Origin of the sequence: Streptomyces sp. D2-8, from assembly GCF_023184515.1 — a bacterium.
Classification (GTDB): Bacteria; Actinomycetota; Actinomycetes; order Streptomycetales; family Streptomycetaceae; genus Streptomyces.
On record NZ_JAAHBP010000008.1, the window covers coordinates 302,801 to 318,187 of the forward strand.

The following is a 15,387-nucleotide window of genomic DNA, read 5'->3' on the forward strand; positions in this document are numbered from 1 at the left end:
CCGAGCATTGAGTCGGCATAGCTCAACTTGACTGCCGAAGGGGAGATCATGGCTTCGACGTCCACACCGCTCACCCTGCCCGTGCTGCCGCTCGACGGCGAGGTCGTGCTGCCGGGGATGGTGGTCCCGCTGGACCTGAGCGACTCCGAGGTCCGCGCCGCGGTGGAGGCCGCTCAGGCCGCTGCCCGGTCAACGCCCGGAAAGCCCCGGGTACTCCTGGTGCCACGCATCGACGGGACCTACGCGCACACCGGTGTCCTCGGCACCGTCGAGCAGGTCGGCCGGCTCGCCGACGGCGACCCGGGCGCCCTGATCCGCGGCCGGAGCCGGGTGCGCATCGGCGCGGGGACGACCGGTCCCGGTGCCGCACTCTGGGTCGAGGGCACCAGCGTCGACAAGACCGTCCCGGAGCCGTTGCCCGGGCAGACCGCCGAACTGGTCAAGGAGTACAAGGCCCTCGCCACCGCCTGGCTGCGCAAGCGCGGCGCCTGGCAGGTCGTCGACCGGGTCCAGGCCATCGACGACGTCTCGGCGCTCGCCGACAACTCCGGCTACTCGCCGTTCCTCACCACCGACCAGAAGGTCGAACTGCTGGAGACCGCCGACCCGGTGGCCCGGCTGAAGCTCGCCACCCAGCAACTGCGCGACCACCTCGCCGAGCAGGACGTGGCCGAGTCCATCGCCAAGGACGTCCAGGAGGGCGTCGACAAGCAGCAGCGCGAGTTCCTGCTGCGGCGTCAGCTGGAAGCCGTCCGCAAGGAGTTGCGTGAGCTGAACGGCGAGCAGGACGGCGAGGAGTCCGACGACTACCGCACCCGCGTGGAGGCCGCCGACCTGCCCGAGAAGGTCCGCCAGGCCGCCCTCAAGGAGGTCGACAAGCTGGAGCGGTCCTCCGACCAGTCGCCCGAGGGCTCCTGGATCCGCACCTGGCTCGACACGGTCCTGGAGATGCCGTGGAACGAGCGCACCGAGGACGCGTACGACATCCGGGGCGCCAAGGCCGTTCTGGACGCCGAGCACTCCGGCCTGGAGGACGTGAAGGAGCGGATCACCGAGTACCTGGCGGTGCGCAAGCGGCGTGACGACCGGGGCCTCGGCGTGGTCGGCGGGCGGCGTGGTGGTGCCGTGCTCGCGCTCGTCGGGCCGCCCGGCGTCGGCAAGACCAGCCTGGGCGAGTCCGTCGCCCACGCCATGGGCCGCACGTTCGTCCGCGTCGCCCTCGGCGGCGTCCGGGACGAGGCCGAGATCCGCGGCCACCGGCGTACGTACGTCGGCGCGCTGCCTGGCCGGGTCGTCCGGGCCATCAAGGAGGCCGGGTCGATGAACCCGGTCGTGCTCCTCGACGAGATCGACAAGGTCGGCTCCGACTTCCGCGGCGACCCGGCCGCGGCCCTGCTCGAAGTCCTCGACCCGGCGCAGAACCACACCTTCCGGGACCACTACCTGGAGGTCGAGCTGGACCTGTCGGACGTCGTCTTCCTCGCCACGGCCAACGTCCTGGAGGCGATCCCGGAGGCCCTGGCCGACCGGATGGAGATCGTCCGCCTGGACGGCTACACCGAGGACGAGAAGGTCGTCATCGCCCGCGACCACCTGCTCCCGCGCCAGCTGGAGCGGGCCGGGCTGGACCAGGACGAGGTGACCGTCGACGAGGGCGCGCTGCGCAAGCTCGCCGGCGAGTACACGCGCGAGGCGGGCGTGCGCACCCTGGAGCGGTCCATCGCACGGCTGCTGCGCAAGGTCGCCGCCCAGCACGAACTGGGTGAGCGGAAGCTGCCCTTCACCGTCCGGGACGAGGACCTGCGCGACCTGATCGGCCGGCCGCACCACGTGCCCGAGTCCGCCCAGGACCCGGCCGAGCGGCGGACGTCCGTGCCGGGCGTGGCGACCGGGCTCGCGGTGACCGGAGCGGGCGGCGACGTGCTGTTCGTCGAGGCGTCGCTGGCCGACCCGGAGACGGGCGCGGCCGGGCTGACCCTGACCGGACAGCTGGGCGACGTGATGAAGGAGTCCGCGCAGATCGCGCTGAGCTTCCTGCGCTCCCGCGGTGCCGAGCTGGAGCTGCCGGTGGCCGACCTCAAGGACCGGGGTGTGCACATCCACTTCCCGGCGGGCGCGGTCCCCAAGGACGGCCCGAGCGCCGGCATCACCATGACCACGGCCCTCGCGTCCCTGCTGTCCGGCCGGCTGGTCCGCACCGACGTGGCGATGACCGGCGAGGTCTCGCTGACCGGGAGGGTCCTGCCGATCGGCGGCGTGAAGCAGAAGCTGCTCGCGGCGCACCGGGCCGGGGTCACCACGGTGATCATCCCCAAGCGCAACGAGCCCGACCTGGACGACGTCCCGGCCGAGGTGCTGGACAAGCTCGACGTCCACGCCGTGACCGACGTCCGCCAGGTCCTGGAGCTGGCGCTCGCGCCCGCGACCAACGGGGCGGCGGAGGTTCCGGTCGCGGCGTGACGACGGTGCCCCTCAGCGGGCTCCGTCCGCGGTGGCCGGACAGGGGAAGGCCCGGGCTCTCGTGAGGAGGCCCGGGCCTTCACTGTGTGGTGGCCCTGTGGACACGGACGCCCTGACCTGCGGAATACTTGCCGAACTGCGGTGATGGCGGCAGGTGGCGGAAAATCCCAGTACCGGAATTCTCAGGACCGGGCGACGACCGAGGCAGGGGCTGACGTGCACGAGGGCGGCAACGACGACGGACACCGCGACGCCGGTGTGGCCGGAAGCGGTGTGGACCAGCCTGCCTTCCTGGCGCTGGAGCGCGAGCTGACCGTGCTGCTGCGGCGCGCCCGGGCCAGCCAGGGCGAGATGGCCCGCGAGGTCCACCCGGACCTGGAGTCGTCCGCGTACGGCCTGCTCGTCCGGCTGGACGAGTGCGGAACGCAGCGGGCCACCGAGCTCGCCGCCTACATCGGGGTCGGCAAGGCGACGATGTCCCGCCAGCTGCGCGCCCTGGAGGAACTCGGGCTGGTCGCGCGCGAGCCCGACCCCGCCGACGGACGCGCCTGGCTCGTCGCCCTCACCCAGGAGGGCCACGACCGCGTCCGCCGGGTCCGGGAGGCCCGCCGCGCCCGCTACGCCGGTCGCCTGGCCGACTGGGACTCCCGCGAGGTCACGGAACTGGCCCGGCTGCTCAACCAGCTCAACCGCGGCATGGAGAAGTAGGGCCGGGCAGCCGCCGGCGACGGCCCCTAGAACTCGACGTACACGGCCGTCGCGTCGTCGTGCCGCTTGCTCCGGCCCAGGAACGTCACGGCGTCGTCCGACCGCTCCAGCGCCCGGACGCGGGCCACCAGTGCCTGCGGGCCCTCCTTGCGGATCAGGTGGAGGCAGTCGGTCCAGTCGCCCTCCTCGAACCGCTCGACCCAGCGGGTCGCGCCGTCCGTCAGCGCGGCCAGGGCACGGACCTGGTCGCGGGGCACGGTTCCGGCCACCGCCCGGGCCGCCACCGAGGGATCCGCGGCCGCCGTGAAGAAACCGCCCTCCATGTTGCGGAGCGTGGAGTCCACCAGCGCGTCCGTCGCCAGCGCCGAGCGGGGGAGCAGGGCCAGCCGGTCGTCGAGGACCGGGGTCACCAGGCCGTCCGGGGACTCCAGGAGAAGAGCCGAGTCCGACAGGACCAGGTACTCCACCGTGTCCGGAGTCCAGCGGGCCGCGACCACCGTGGCCTGAGGCGTCCTGGGGTGAGAAAGGTCACAGGTTGCGGCGTGTGCCTCGGAGGTACGCGCGATGGCACGGGACAAGGCGTCGGCCAGGGGGACATCCGGGAGTGAAACGGTCAGTTCGGTCAGTGCTCCACCGAGGCGTGCGGTGAACCAGGGGACGGAATGCAGACAGCCCGTCCCGGTCTTCGGCGGTGTGACCCCGTCCAGGACGACGACCGAGCCGCCCTGTCCCGAGGCCGGTAGTCCGACACCGGCGAAGTCCTCGTTGGGGCGGTCGGAGTCTCCCGGCTCCGAGGCGAGTTCAGTACGCATCCAGCCAGTCTGCACGAGCCCTTCACAAGGTTCGCAAAACGCTGGCCATGGTTGCCGGATCGACGCAGCCGCGCAGGTCAGACGCCGGGTTTGGGATGGAATGATTTGTTCCGGGAAGACGTGGTGGCGAATACTGCCACCGGCCGTCGCCGTCGTCCAACCGGCGTGCCGCGCGCGGCTGCTGGAACGGCCTGCGGAACTTGCCCCTCAACTCCCGTCCGAGGTTCACTCCTTCGGGTGGCGGGTCAGGTGATGCGCGTGCGCTGCCCACCGGCGCTGGGAGGGTCGGTAAGTGTACCGGGAGTACGCACCAGTTGACGGAGCGTCATCCGGGCCCAAGGGTTCACGAGTCAGGAATGCGAGCACCGGTGCAGAAGACGCGGCCTCGTCGCACAGGCAAGCAGACGGCCCCCGGTCGGGGCGCTGAGCCGACGCCCCCCACCGGCAAGGGCCGCCCCACGCACGTACGCAACCGGCTGATCGTCGCCGTGGCCGTGGTCGCCGCGGCCATCGCCGGTGCCGGAGCCCCGTCCGTCCTCGCCGCCTCCGGGGAACTCCACGACTCCCAGGAGCTGGTGACGCTCGCGGAGCAGACGCAGGACGCCCTCGCCCTCGCGCACTCCCTCGCCGACGAGCGGGACGACGTCACCTCCTACATCGCGGCCGGGCGCCCCAAGTCCAAGGCCCCCTCCGAGCAGCGCAGCGCCCGGGTGGACCGGCAGGTCGAGGAGCTGCGGTCCGACACCGACACGCCCGCCTCGCTGCGCTCGGACCTCGACGGCATAGCGGCCGTGCGCAGGGCGGCGCTCACCGGCAAGAGCAGCGCCCTCGAAGCGCACCAGGCGTACTCCACCGCCATCACCGAACTCCACGGGCTCGCCGAGCAACTGGCGCAGCAGACGCCGCCGCGCGCGGGTGCCGGCGGCTACGCGCTGGCCGAGCTGGACTCCGGCGTCCAGCAGGCCGCCGCGGCCCGCGGGCTGCTGCTCGCCGCGCTGAGCGTGCCGCGCAGCACCGAGACGGTCATCGACCCCGTCACCGGCCTGCCGACCGAGACCTCCACCTCCTCGGACGCCGACACCCGGCAGCGCGACGCCCTGAGCGCCGCCGCCCAGCAGGCCCGGCTGCGCTCCGACGCGGCCCTGGCCGACTTCCGCGGCACCGCGCCCAAGCCGGCCCGTGCCTCCTTCGACTCCACGGTCACCGGCACCGAGGTCAACTCCGCCGACAAGTACCTCGCCACCCTGACCGACCAGCCGACGCTCTCCCGCAGCGACCTCGCCATCGGCACCAAGAAGCTGGACGCGGCCCTGTCCGCCCGCGTCGACCTGATGCGGGGCGTGGAGTCGGCCCTCTACGACCGCCGCACCAAGGACCTCGAGGCGCTGCGCGACGACGACGTCACCGCGCTGGAGATCCGCATCGCCGTCCTCGGCGCCCTCATGCTGCTCGCCGTCGGTGTCGCCACGGGCATGGCCCGCAGCCTCACCCGTCCGCTCGCGGTCCTGCGCCTGGGGTCGAAGCGGCTCGCCGAGGCCGACGACCCGGTGGCCGAGGAGCCGGTGAAGTTCACGGGCCGCAACGACGAGTTCGCCCAGGTCGTGCGCTCCGTCAACGCCCTGCACACGCACGCGGCCGCCCTCACCGAGCGGATCACCACGCTGGAGTCCGACCGCAAGCACCTGGTCGGCCAGCGTCAGAAGATGGCCGACGCACGCGAGGAACTGCGCGGCGAACTCGCCGAGTCCGCCGCCCAGCTGGAGCGGCTGCGCACGGCCATCGGCGGGACGTTCGTCAACCTCGCCCTGCGCACCCTCGGACTGGTCGAGCGGCAACTGGCCGTCATCGAGAACCTGGAGGAGCGCGAGCAGGACCCGGACCGGCTCGCCACGCTGTTCAAGCTCGACCACTTCGCGACGGTCATGCGCCGGCACAGCGAGAACCTGCTGGTCCTCGCCGGTACCGAGCACGTCCAGCACGCCGCCGGGCCGGTGCCGCTGGTGGACGTCGTCCGTGCCGCGGTGAGCGAGATCGAGCGGTACGAGCGGGTCCGGATCGCCGCGCTGCCGCCGCACGCGCACATCGCCGGGTTCGCCGCGGACGACCTCTCCCACCTGCTGGCCGAACTCATGGAGAACGCCACCTCGTTCTCCCCGCCCGACCTGCCCGTCGAGATCTCCGGCTGGCTCCTGGAGAACGGCGAGGTCATGCTCTCCGTCCAGGACGAGGGCATCGGCATGACCGAGAACCGGCTGGAGCGCCTCAACTCCCGCCTCACCGACTTCGACCCCGAGGCGCCCTACGACCAGGAGGGCGAGGACGGTCTCGGCCTCGGCCTGTACGTCGTCGCCCGGCTCGCCCACCGCCACGGCGTGCGCGTCCAGTTGCGCGAGCAGAAGCAGGGCGGTGTCGCGGCGGTCGTCGTCCTGCCGCGCACGCTCCTCGCCGCCGCCCCGCCGGTGGCCGTCCCGACGTCCGGCCCCCTCGCCGGCACGACCCCCTCCTTCTCCTTCCCGGGCGCCGACGCCGAGGCCAACTCCAACGTCCTGCACGGTCGCGCGGCCGGCGACGACCCGTTGGTGGCCCTGGCGGAGAAGGCGGTACGGCAGGACGAGGCGGCGGAGATCACCACTGCCGCCCAGCACCCGGAACCGACCGGGAAGCCGGAACGGGCCGAGGCGACGGAGGCACCCGAGGCGGCAACCCCGGCGGCACACACCGGGTCGGCCACGCAGGCCGACCTGGCGACGAACGCAGAGTCGGCGACGCACGCCGAGTCGGCTGTGCACGCCGACTCTGCAACGCTCGGCGACCTGGCGAAGCCCGCTGAGCCGGCCGCGCCCGCCGACCTGACGACGCCCGCTGAGCCGGCCGCGCCCGCCGGCCCGGCGACGCAAGCGGAGTCGGCGACGCCCGCCGAGCGGGCCGTGCACGCCGACCCTGCGACGCACGTCGGACCCGCGACGCCTGCGGAGCCGGCCGCGGGCGACGACCTGGGGATGCTCACCACCCCGGCCGCTCCCGCCGGCCTGGCGACGCCCGCTGAGCCGGCCGCGCCCGCCGGCCCGGCGACGCAAGCGGAGTCGGCGACGCCCGCCGAGCGGGCCGTGCACGCCGACCCTGCGACGCACGTCGGACCCGCGACGCCTGCGGAGCCGGCCGCGGGCGACGACCTGGGGATGCTCACCACCCCGGCCGCTCCCGCCGACCTGACGACGCCCGCTGAGCCGGCCGCGCCCGCCGCCCCGGCGACGCACGCCGAGTCGGCCGTGTACACCGACCCTGCATCGCCCGTCGGCCCCGCGACGTCTGCCGAGCCGGCCGTGCCCGGCGACCTGGCGACGCCCACTGGGCCGGCCGCGCCCGCCGACCCGGCAACGCCCGCCGCCCCGGCGACGCCGACCCAGCCTGCGCCCCGCGCCGACCCCGCCACGACCACCGCCCCCGTGGAGTCCCCCGCGGAAACCACGATGGAGCTGCTGATCCCGTTGCAGCCGGGGGCGTCGGACCCGGTCGGGGGTGAACACGCGGGCGCCGGTGGGGAGACCGGCCCGCCGTGGGCAGCCGCACCCGAGGAAGCGACCCGCACCGGCGACGCGGACGAGAGCCCGGAGCACGAGCGCGCGCCCGATGAGGAGGAGGACCGCGTCACCGACAAGGGCCTCCCCAAGCGCACCCCGAAGATCACCGCACAGACCACCGCCCCGCGCCAGCGCAGCGGCTCCGTCGACGCCGAAGCCCTGCGCCGCCGTCTCGGCGGCTTCCGCCAGGGCGCCCAGGCCGGCCACCGCGACGTGGAGGCGGAGATCGCCGAGCGGACGGCCTCGCACCAGCGGCCGGCCACCGGCGGAGCAGGACCAGCTGAACCCGAAGAAGCCACGGGGGGCACAGTCGAGGAGGCAAGCAGTTGACCGCTCCCAGTACCTTCGGACTGATCGGACTGAGCAGTGAGGCCCGCAACCTGCACTGGCTGCTGACCAACCTCGTCGAGGAGGTACCCGGCATCCTCTCGGTCGCGGTCGTCTCGTCCGACGGGCTGCTGCTGCTCTCCTCCGACAACCACCGCAACAAGGAGGCGAGGGAGGCCCTGCAGGCCCGCGGGACCCGGCGTACCGGCCCGCGCGGCTCCGCCGCCGACCTGGCCACCATCGTCTCCGGCATCGGCAGCCTCACCATCGGAGCCGCCAGGCTGATGGACTTCGGCGGGGTGCGGCACACGATGATCGCGATGGACGAGGGCAGCCTGTTCGTGATGTCGATCAGCGACGGCTCGCTGCTCGGCGTCCACGGTTCCGCGGACTGCGACATGAGCGTGGTGGCGTACCACATGGCCCTGTTCGTCGGCCGCGCCGGTCACGTCCTGACGCCCGAACTCCGCAGCGAGCTCCGTAAATCCCTGGAGGATTCCCAGACGACGGGGAGTGCCCGATGAGTACGCCGAAGCATCACCTCCCGGTCCGCGGCGGCGACCGCAAACCCGCCCGGGTCCGCCCCTACTCGCTCACCGGCGGCCGTACCCGCTTCGGCCACGTCCTCCTCGTGGAGACGTTCGTGGCGAGCACGGCCGCGCTGGAGGCCCCGGAGGAGCGCAAGGAGCTGACGAACGGCTCCCTCTCCACCCGCGTCATGCCGGAGCTGCGGGCCATCGTCGAACTGTGCCGCCGGATGCGTACGGTGGCCGAGATCGCCGCGCTGCTGAAGATGCCGCTCGGCGTGGTCCGCGTGCTCCTCAGCGACCTCGCGGACCAGGGAAAGATCCGTGTGTACGGAACGGGCACCGGCCATGGCACGGGCCGCCCGGACCGAGCTCTGCTGGAAAGGGTGCTGAGTGGACTCCGTCGTCTCTGACGTCGCTCACGGCGTCTCTGGTTCGTCCCCGTTCGTCCAGCCCGGCGAGAGCATGCACGCCTGGGAGACGGACCGCACCCGAGCCCCGATCGCCACGAAGATCGTGGTGGCGGGCGGCTTCGGCGTGGGCAAGACCACGCTGGTCACCGCCGTCTCGGAGATCACGCCCCTGCAGACCGAGGCGCTGATGACCGAGGCGAGCGAGGCGACCGACGACCTCACCGCCACACCGGGCAAGTCCACCACCACCGTGGCGATGGACTTCGGGCGCATCACGCTCGACGACGACCTGGTGCTCTACCTGTTCGGCACGCCGGGCCAGCAGCGGTTCTGGTTCATGTGGGACGACATCGTGCGCGGCGCCATCGGCGCCGTCGTGCTGGCCGACACCCGCCGCCTGAAGGACTGCTTCCCGGTCCTGGACTACTTCGAGAGCTCCGGACTGCCCTACGTGGTCGCGGTCAACCACTTCGACGGCAGCGAGCTGTTCGAGCCGGAGGATGTGCGGGAGGCCTTGACCATCCCGCAACACATACCTGTCATGATCATGGACGCGCGTCGCCGGATCTCCGTGATCGAGACCCTCCTGGCCCTCGTGGGCCACGCGCTCGACGAAACCCCCGAGTAGAGGACAGCCCCGCATGCGGAAGATACTCGTCGTCGGAGCCGGTCAGTCCGGGCTCCAGATAGCTCTCGGCCTCCAGTCGCAGGGGTACGAGGTCACCCTGATGTCCAACCGGACGGCGGACGAGATCCGCACCGGCCGGGTCATGTCGACGCAGTGCATGTTCCACACCGCCCTGCAGCACGAGCGCGATCTCCAGCTGAACTTCTGGGAGTCCCAGGCCCCGAAGATCGAAGGACTCGGCGTCTCGGTCGCCGCGCCCGGCTCCTGGGCCGAAGGCCCCGCGGCCCGGGCGATCGACTGGCTGGGCAGGCTCGACGGGTACGCGCAGTCGGTCGACCAGCGCGTGAAGATGGCCGGCTGGATGGAGACGTTCGCCCAGCGCGGCGGACAGCTCGTCATCCACGGCGCGGCCGTCGGCGACCTCGACTACTTCTCCCGCACCTACGACCTCGTGCTCGTCGCGGCCGGCAAGGGCGAACTGGTCCAGATGTTCGGCCGCGACGCGGAGCGCTCCCCGTACAGCGAACCGCAGCGCGCGCTGGCCGTCGCGTACGTGCACGGCCTCGGCCCGCGCCCCGAGCACCCCGACACCGAAGGGGTCCGCTGCAACCTCGTGCCGGGTGTCGGCGAGCTGTTCGTCATGCCCACCCTGACCACCTCCGGCCGCGCCGACATCCTGTTCTGGGAGGGCATACCCGGCGGCCCGCTCGACGCCTTCAACGGCGTCAAGGACCCCGCGGAGCACCTCTCCCTGACCCTGGAACTCATGGAGCGGTACGTCCCCTGGGAGTACGCGCGGGCCACCAAGGTCGAACTGACCGACGCGGGCGGCACGCTGGCCGGGCGCTACGCCCCCACCGTCCGCAACCCGATCGGCCGCCTTCCCGGCGGTGGACTCGTGCTGGGCGTGGCGGACGTCGTCGTGGCGAACGACCCGATCACCGGGCAGGGTTCCAACTCGGCGTCCAAGTGTGCCGCCGCGTACCTCTCCTCGATCGTCGAGCACGGCGACAAGCCGTTCGACGAGGAGTGGATGCGGGCCACGTTCGACCGCTACTGGGACACCGCCCAGCACGTCACCAAGTGGACCAACACGATGCTCGCGCCGCCGCCGGAGCACGTCCTGAACCTCATCGGCGCCGCCGGTGGGCTCCAGCCGGTCGCCGACCGCTTCGCCAACGGCTTCAACGACCCGTCCGACTTCGAGAACTTCTTCTACGACCCGGACAAGACCCAGGCCTACCTGGCCGAGGTGTCCGGCGCGGGCGCCGCGTAACCCTCGTAGCCCTCGTCCGACCCGTCCGTGGCGCCTTCGGGGAGCTCCGGCGGCTCGTAGCGCCGCAGGGGCTCCCCGTCCGGGTCCGGTCGCACGGCGCCCAGGACCGGGTTGGCCGCGATCGGTGACACCTTCACCTTCGCGCCCGGCCGGGGTGCCTGGACGACCATGCCGTCGCCGAGGTAGAGCGCCACGTGCGTGGCCTTCGGGAAATACACGATCAGGTCGCCCGGGCGCAGCTCGTCCAGCGGGATCCGCTCCAGCTGCTTCCACTGCTCCTGGCTGGTCCGGGGGATGGGCGTCCCGGCCTCGGCCCAGGCCTGCGAGGTCAGCCCCGAGCAGTCGTACGTCTTCGGGCCCTCCGCGCCCCACTCGTACGGCTTGCCGAGCTGCCGCACGGCGTAGCGCAAGGCCCGGCCGCCCTCGGCCGACGGGGTGCGGACACTGCTGCTCCCGCTGATTCCCCCGCTGTCCTCGCCCTCGCCTTTGTCGCTGCTGCGGTCGCTGCCGAGCGCGCCGGACGCCATGAACTTCTCCTGGGCCTTCGCGATGCCGTCCTGCTCGAACTCGGCGAGGTCGGTGAGCTGGTCGCGGCTGAGGGAGGCGAGCAGTCCCTCGACGTCGTGGAGGCGGGCGCGGACCTCGTCCCGTTCCTTCTTGCGCCGCTCGGTGAGGGCGAGCTGCCGGTCCAGGGCCGTGCGGGCCTTGCGGGCCAGCTCCTGGGCCTTGCGCTCGTTGCCGGTCAGCCGGCCGATGGTGTCGGCCCGCTCCTGTGCGAGCCTTCCGATCACATGGCCCTGGTCGATCGCGTGCTGCGGGTCGCGGGCCAGGAGCAGGCGTACGTACGGGGAGATGTCGGTGCTGCTCTGGTACTGCTGCCGGGCCAGCCGGCCGGCCGCGCCCCGGCTGTCGTGCAGCGAGAGCCGGGCGCGGGCGAGGGCGCGCTCCAGGCGGTCGGTCTCGGCGCGCTGCTTCTTCAGCTTCTCCTCGGTGGCGTTGTAGGCCTCGGTGGCCTCCTCGGCCTTCCTGTACAGCTTCTGAAGGTCTGTCAGCAGCTCGGCGACGTGCCGCTGTTCCGTGTCCGGTTCGGGAACGGCCGCTGCCGGGACGGGGGCCAGGACGGTTCCGGCCGCCGTCGCCGCGATGCAGACCAGACGCAGAAGCTTTCCTGACATGCCATCACCTCCGTTGCGGGGGCGGCGTGGTGCCGCCGGACACCGTGAGGATCAGGCGTGGGCGAGCGGCGCGCGCGGTGAGTGTGCGCGGTTCGGCGCAACGGGGTCACCCGTCGGCGTCGTCCGGCTTGCCGGGCGGCGTGGCGTCTGGATTGCCGCGGGGCGTGGCGTCCGGCTTCGACCAGGGCCAGTTGAGCCGGCGGGCCGGGACGCCCTCCGGGGCGTACTCGTACTTCCAGCGGTTGGTCAGGCCGACCTTGCCCGGTCCCCGTGGGACCCGGCGGTAGACGAGCACGGTGTCCGGTCCGCCGTCGGGGTCCGGGACGGGGATGCGGTACGTCTTGGGCGGGTGGCCGGTGATGCCGACGAGGACGGGCAGGACTCTGCCGTCCATGGGGCCGCCCTCGAAGGGGGTGTCTTCGCTCTTCACGGGATCAGTGTCAGACATCCTCGGCGAGCGCCTGGACCAGGGCGTCGGTCTGCGGGTCGCGGCGGGCGGTCACCGTCAGCATCGCCACGAACTGCTCGACGAGCCAGTCGCGGAGCTCCTCGGCCGAGGGCTGCTTGTCCTCGTCCAGCCAGATGAGCGACGACGCCTCCACGGCGGTGATCCACATGCGGATGGTCATGCGCAGGCGCGGACCCGGCTCGGTGACCTCCAGGTGCCTGACGATGTGCTCGGCGGCGGCACGGCGTACGCCGTCGACGATGGCGGTGGTACGGGAGGTCTCGACGACGCTGCCGCCCTGGAGGAGGGCGCTGAACCCGGCGTCGTGCTGGTCGACGAAGGTGACGTAGCGGTCGAGGGCGCGGGAGAGGCGGGGGAGGAGGGGGCCCTCGCGGGGTTCGTCGAAGCAGTGCTGGAGCTCGTCGGCGGCGGAGCGCAGGGCGGCCTCGTAGAGCTGCTGCTTGCCGCCCGGGAAGTAGCGGTACACCAGGGGCCGCGAGACCCCGGCCGCCTCCGCCACGTCGTCGAGGGACACCTCCTCCGGGGCGCGGTGGGCGAAGAGGTTCAGCGCGGAGGTGAGCAGCTGACTGCGGCGTTCCTCGACGCTGAGTCGCCGGTAGGCGGGGGTGGGGGCGGCTGGTGTCATGCCTCGAAGCTTGACGTGCTCCCTGGCCTAAAGTCCAGGGACGTCGGCCTGGGTCGCTGACCCTTCCGGGGGCTTCCTGCTTCACCGCGCTGCGCGGACACGGGTGCCCGTCTTACCGGCGCTCCACAGGCGTTTAGCGTCTCCGCCCGTCCGGCGGCGACGATACGGCGTCCCTCGAAGAGGACGTTGCGGGCTGCGTTGTGGTCACGGTCGTGCACCGTGCCGCACGCGCCGCACGTCCACTTGCGGACGTGCAGGGGCTTGGGGCCGTCCCGGAACCCACAGGCCGAGCAGACCTGAGAGGACGGGAAGGCACGGTCCACTTTGGTAAAGGTGCGGCCGTGCTTGACCGCCTTGTACTCCAGCATGCCGACGAACGCGGACCACCCCGCGTCGTGCACGGACGTGGCGAGCCGGGTGCGGCCGAGACCGGACACCGCGAGGTTTTCCACGTACACCGCTTGGTTGTCGCGGATGATCTGTGTGGATGCCTTGTGGTGGAAGTCCCGGCGCCGATTGGCCACACGCGCGTGCTGGCGTGCGATCTTGATGCGGGCCTTGGCCCGGTTCTTCGATCCCCTGACCTTGCGCGACAGCTCCCGCCCGAGGCGCTTGAGTTTCTTCTCGGCCCGGCGCAGGAAGCGCGGGCTGTGGATCTTGGTGCCGTCGGACAGGACCGCGAAGGCGGACAGGCCCAGATCGATCCCGGTGTCGGTCTCCAGCTCGGGGAGGATGTCCGGCTCGGTGTCCACGACGAAGCCGAGGAAGTAGCGGCCGCAGCTGTCCTTGGTGACGGTCAGGGACGTGGGCGCGGCCGGCAGAGGGCGGGACCACTTGACCTTGATGTGGCCGACTTTGGCCACGTACACCGCGCCGTCGTCCCGAAGGGAGAAGGCGTTGGCGTTGAGGCGGATCGACTGCCGGGTGTCCTTCTTCGACTTGTACCGGGGCGGGCACACCTTCCGGCCCTACCGCTTGCCGCTCAGGCTGTCGAAGAAGTTCTTGTAGGCGGTGTCCAGGTCCCGCAGGGACTGCTGCAGTACGACCGCCGACACGTCGGCCAGCCAGGCACGCTCCTCGGTGCGCTTGGCCTGGGTGATGCGCAGACGCGACAGCTCCGCCGACTTCACATACGGCAGCCCCGCCGCGTGTGCGTGCTTCCGGTCGCGCCGGCAGTCGTTCCACACCACGCGGGTGCACCCGAACGCCCTCGCCAGCGCACGGCACTGGGCGGCGTCCGGGTAGGCCCGGTAGTTGTAGCGGAGCTGCATACGGATCACCGTATGGATGCTTCGCGACCGCTCGCGGCGAAAGATCACATCCAACCGGAATTGTACGCGATGTGAGCAAATACGTTCGAGGGCTTTGAGGTGAGTCTCTCCATCGCGTCGGGCAGCCGCTCAGTAGTCACCCTGCATGGGCTTGATGGAGCCACGTGGCTACGCCAGCAGCCCCGACGACTTCCACAGGCGTCGTCCGACTCCCCGCAGCACCCCGATGTCGTCGAGGAAGTCGGTCAGGCGCTTGGAGCCGTTCTGCATGACCTCCCGGCGGTGTCCGCTCGCCCGTACCTGGGCGAGAGCCTCTCGCTTGTCCAGGCCCACGTTGGTGTAGACGTCGGGGTTGACGAAGGCCACCGAGAAGACGCGGGCGAACTCGCCGGAGGTGATGCGGGTGAACTCCTGGGACCACTTGGGGGCCGTCACCATCTGGCGGCGGAGTTCCTCGCGGGCGTAGCGGACGTGGCGGGCCTCCTCCACGACGTGGATGCGGGTGACGCCGCGGACCAGGGTCTGTACGCGCTCGTCGGGGAACGTCAGCCGCTGCATCCAGTCCAGGACCTCCTCACCCAGCAGGGTCGCCGTGAAGGAACCCGGCGTGGTGGAGATGGTCTTGAACAGGCGGCCCAGGTGCTGGTGCGCGCGGCTGACCGGGTACCAGGGCGTGTCGCCCTGGGCTATCAGCCGGGCGAACATCTTGGAGTGCCGGCACTCGTCCTCGATCTCGGTGAGCGCGTAACGGACGTGCGCGCTCGTGGCCGCCTTGTCGTAGATGTGCCGCACCAGCAGCTGCATCAGGATGATCTCGAACCAGATGCCCAGGGACGCCAGGGCCGCCGCCTCGTGCTGGGAGAGCAGGATCCGCTGCTCCTCGCCCATCCGCTTCCACAGCGGGGTGTCGTAGAGCGACACCAGCTCCGGCGGCCAGAACCACTTGCCCTCCTCGAAGGGCGCGTCCCAGTCCAGCTCCTTGTCCGGGTCGAAGGAGTGCTTGGCGGAGGAGTCGAGCAGCCGCTGGGCCACCTGCTCCCGGTCCTTCAGCAGGCCGAGGGCATCGCGCAGGCCGTCGAGCGCGTCGGCTTCCGTCAGGGTCGTCATGGCTGCCC

Annotated in this window: 12 protein-coding genes and 1 pseudogene; 7 read left to right on the forward strand and 6 right to left on the reverse strand. The window is 71.9% G+C overall.

Features of this window, described 5'->3' with window-relative positions; translation table 11 throughout:
* Nucleotides 1-48 precede the first annotated feature (48 nt).
* Nucleotides 49-2,460, forward strand: a complete 2,412-nt coding sequence (lon, locus tag G3I77_RS17345; RefSeq protein ID WP_248504738.1) for an endopeptidase La — start codon at nt 49-51, stop codon at nt 2,458-2,460.
* 216 nt (nt 2,461-2,676) lie between these two features.
* Nucleotides 2,677-3,168 carry a MarR family transcriptional regulator gene (locus G3I77_RS17350; RefSeq protein WP_248504740.1) on the forward strand — a complete coding sequence of 164 codons (492 nt, stop codon included), beginning with the start codon at nt 2,677-2,679 and terminating at the stop codon, nt 3,166-3,168.
* A 26-nt stretch (nt 3,169-3,194) separates the two neighbouring features.
* Here the strand turns inward: G3I77_RS17350 and G3I77_RS17355 are convergent, their stop codons facing one another.
* Nucleotides 3,195-3,980: a protein phosphatase 2C domain-containing protein gene (locus G3I77_RS17355; protein WP_248504742.1), complete on the reverse strand. Its 786-nt coding sequence runs from the start codon at nt 3,978-3,980 to the stop codon at nt 3,195-3,197.
* Between the two features lie 356 nt (nt 3,981-4,336).
* Here G3I77_RS17355 and G3I77_RS17360 point away from each other — a divergent pair, with 356 nt between their 5' ends.
* From G3I77_RS17360 to G3I77_RS17380, 5 genes are read left to right on the forward strand one after another with little or no spacing between them, the layout of a single operon-like run.
* The gene (locus tag G3I77_RS17360; RefSeq protein WP_282573086.1) at nt 4,337-7,891 is read left to right on the forward strand and encodes a nitrate- and nitrite sensing domain-containing protein; all 3,555 of its coding nucleotides are present in this window, start codon (nt 4,337-4,339) and stop codon (nt 7,889-7,891) included.
* On the forward strand, nt 7,888-8,412 hold the full coding sequence (locus G3I77_RS17365; RefSeq protein WP_248504746.1) for a roadblock/LC7 domain-containing protein: 525 nt from the start codon (nt 7,888-7,890) through the stop codon (nt 8,410-8,412). Before G3I77_RS17360 ends, G3I77_RS17365 begins: the two co-directional genes overlap by 4 nt.
* Nucleotides 8,409-8,828, forward strand: a complete 420-nt coding sequence (locus G3I77_RS17370; protein WP_248504749.1) for a DUF742 domain-containing protein — start codon at nt 8,409-8,411, stop codon at nt 8,826-8,828. Before G3I77_RS17365 ends, G3I77_RS17370 begins: the two co-directional genes overlap by 4 nt.
* On the forward strand, nt 8,809-9,456 hold the full coding sequence (locus G3I77_RS17375; RefSeq protein WP_248504751.1) for an ATP/GTP-binding protein: 648 nt from the start codon (nt 8,809-8,811) through the stop codon (nt 9,454-9,456). The genes G3I77_RS17370 and G3I77_RS17375 overlap by 20 nt, the downstream gene beginning before the upstream one ends.
* Before the next feature lie 13 nt (nt 9,457-9,469).
* A complete protein-coding gene (locus G3I77_RS17380) occupies nt 9,470-10,732 on the forward strand; it encodes a styrene monooxygenase/indole monooxygenase family protein (RefSeq protein WP_248504753.1) in 1,263 nt (420 codons plus the stop codon).
* Here G3I77_RS17380 and G3I77_RS17385 read toward each other — a convergent pair.
* The 5 genes and pseudogenes from G3I77_RS17385 to G3I77_RS17405 all read right to left on the reverse strand — a co-directional run bounded on the left by G3I77_RS17385 (nt 10,696) and on the right by G3I77_RS17405 (nt 15,379).
* Nucleotides 10,696-11,907, reverse strand: a complete 1,212-nt coding sequence (locus G3I77_RS17385; RefSeq protein ID WP_248504755.1) for an NlpC/P60 family protein — start codon at nt 11,905-11,907, stop codon at nt 10,696-10,698. The genes G3I77_RS17380 and G3I77_RS17385 overlap by 37 nt on opposite strands.
* 106 nt (nt 11,908-12,013) lie before the next feature.
* Nucleotides 12,014-12,337, reverse strand: coding sequence for a hypothetical protein (locus G3I77_RS17390; protein ID WP_248504757.1), 324 nt, complete (start codon nt 12,335-12,337; stop codon nt 12,014-12,016).
* A gap of 10 nt (nt 12,338-12,347) precedes the next feature.
* Nucleotides 12,348-13,001 carry a TetR/AcrR family transcriptional regulator gene (locus tag G3I77_RS17395; RefSeq protein ID WP_248504759.1) on the reverse strand — a complete coding sequence of 218 codons (654 nt, stop codon included), beginning with the start codon at nt 12,999-13,001 and terminating at the stop codon, nt 12,348-12,350.
* A gap of 27 nt (nt 13,002-13,028) precedes the next feature.
* A pseudogene (locus tag G3I77_RS17400) lies at nt 13,029-14,272 on the reverse strand (RNA-guided endonuclease InsQ/TnpB family protein).
* 168 nt (nt 14,273-14,440) lie between these two features.
* A complete protein-coding gene (locus tag G3I77_RS17405) occupies nt 14,441-15,379 on the reverse strand; it encodes a diiron oxygenase (protein WP_248504761.1) in 939 nt (312 codons plus the stop codon).
* Nucleotides 15,380-15,387 lie beyond the last annotated feature (8 nt).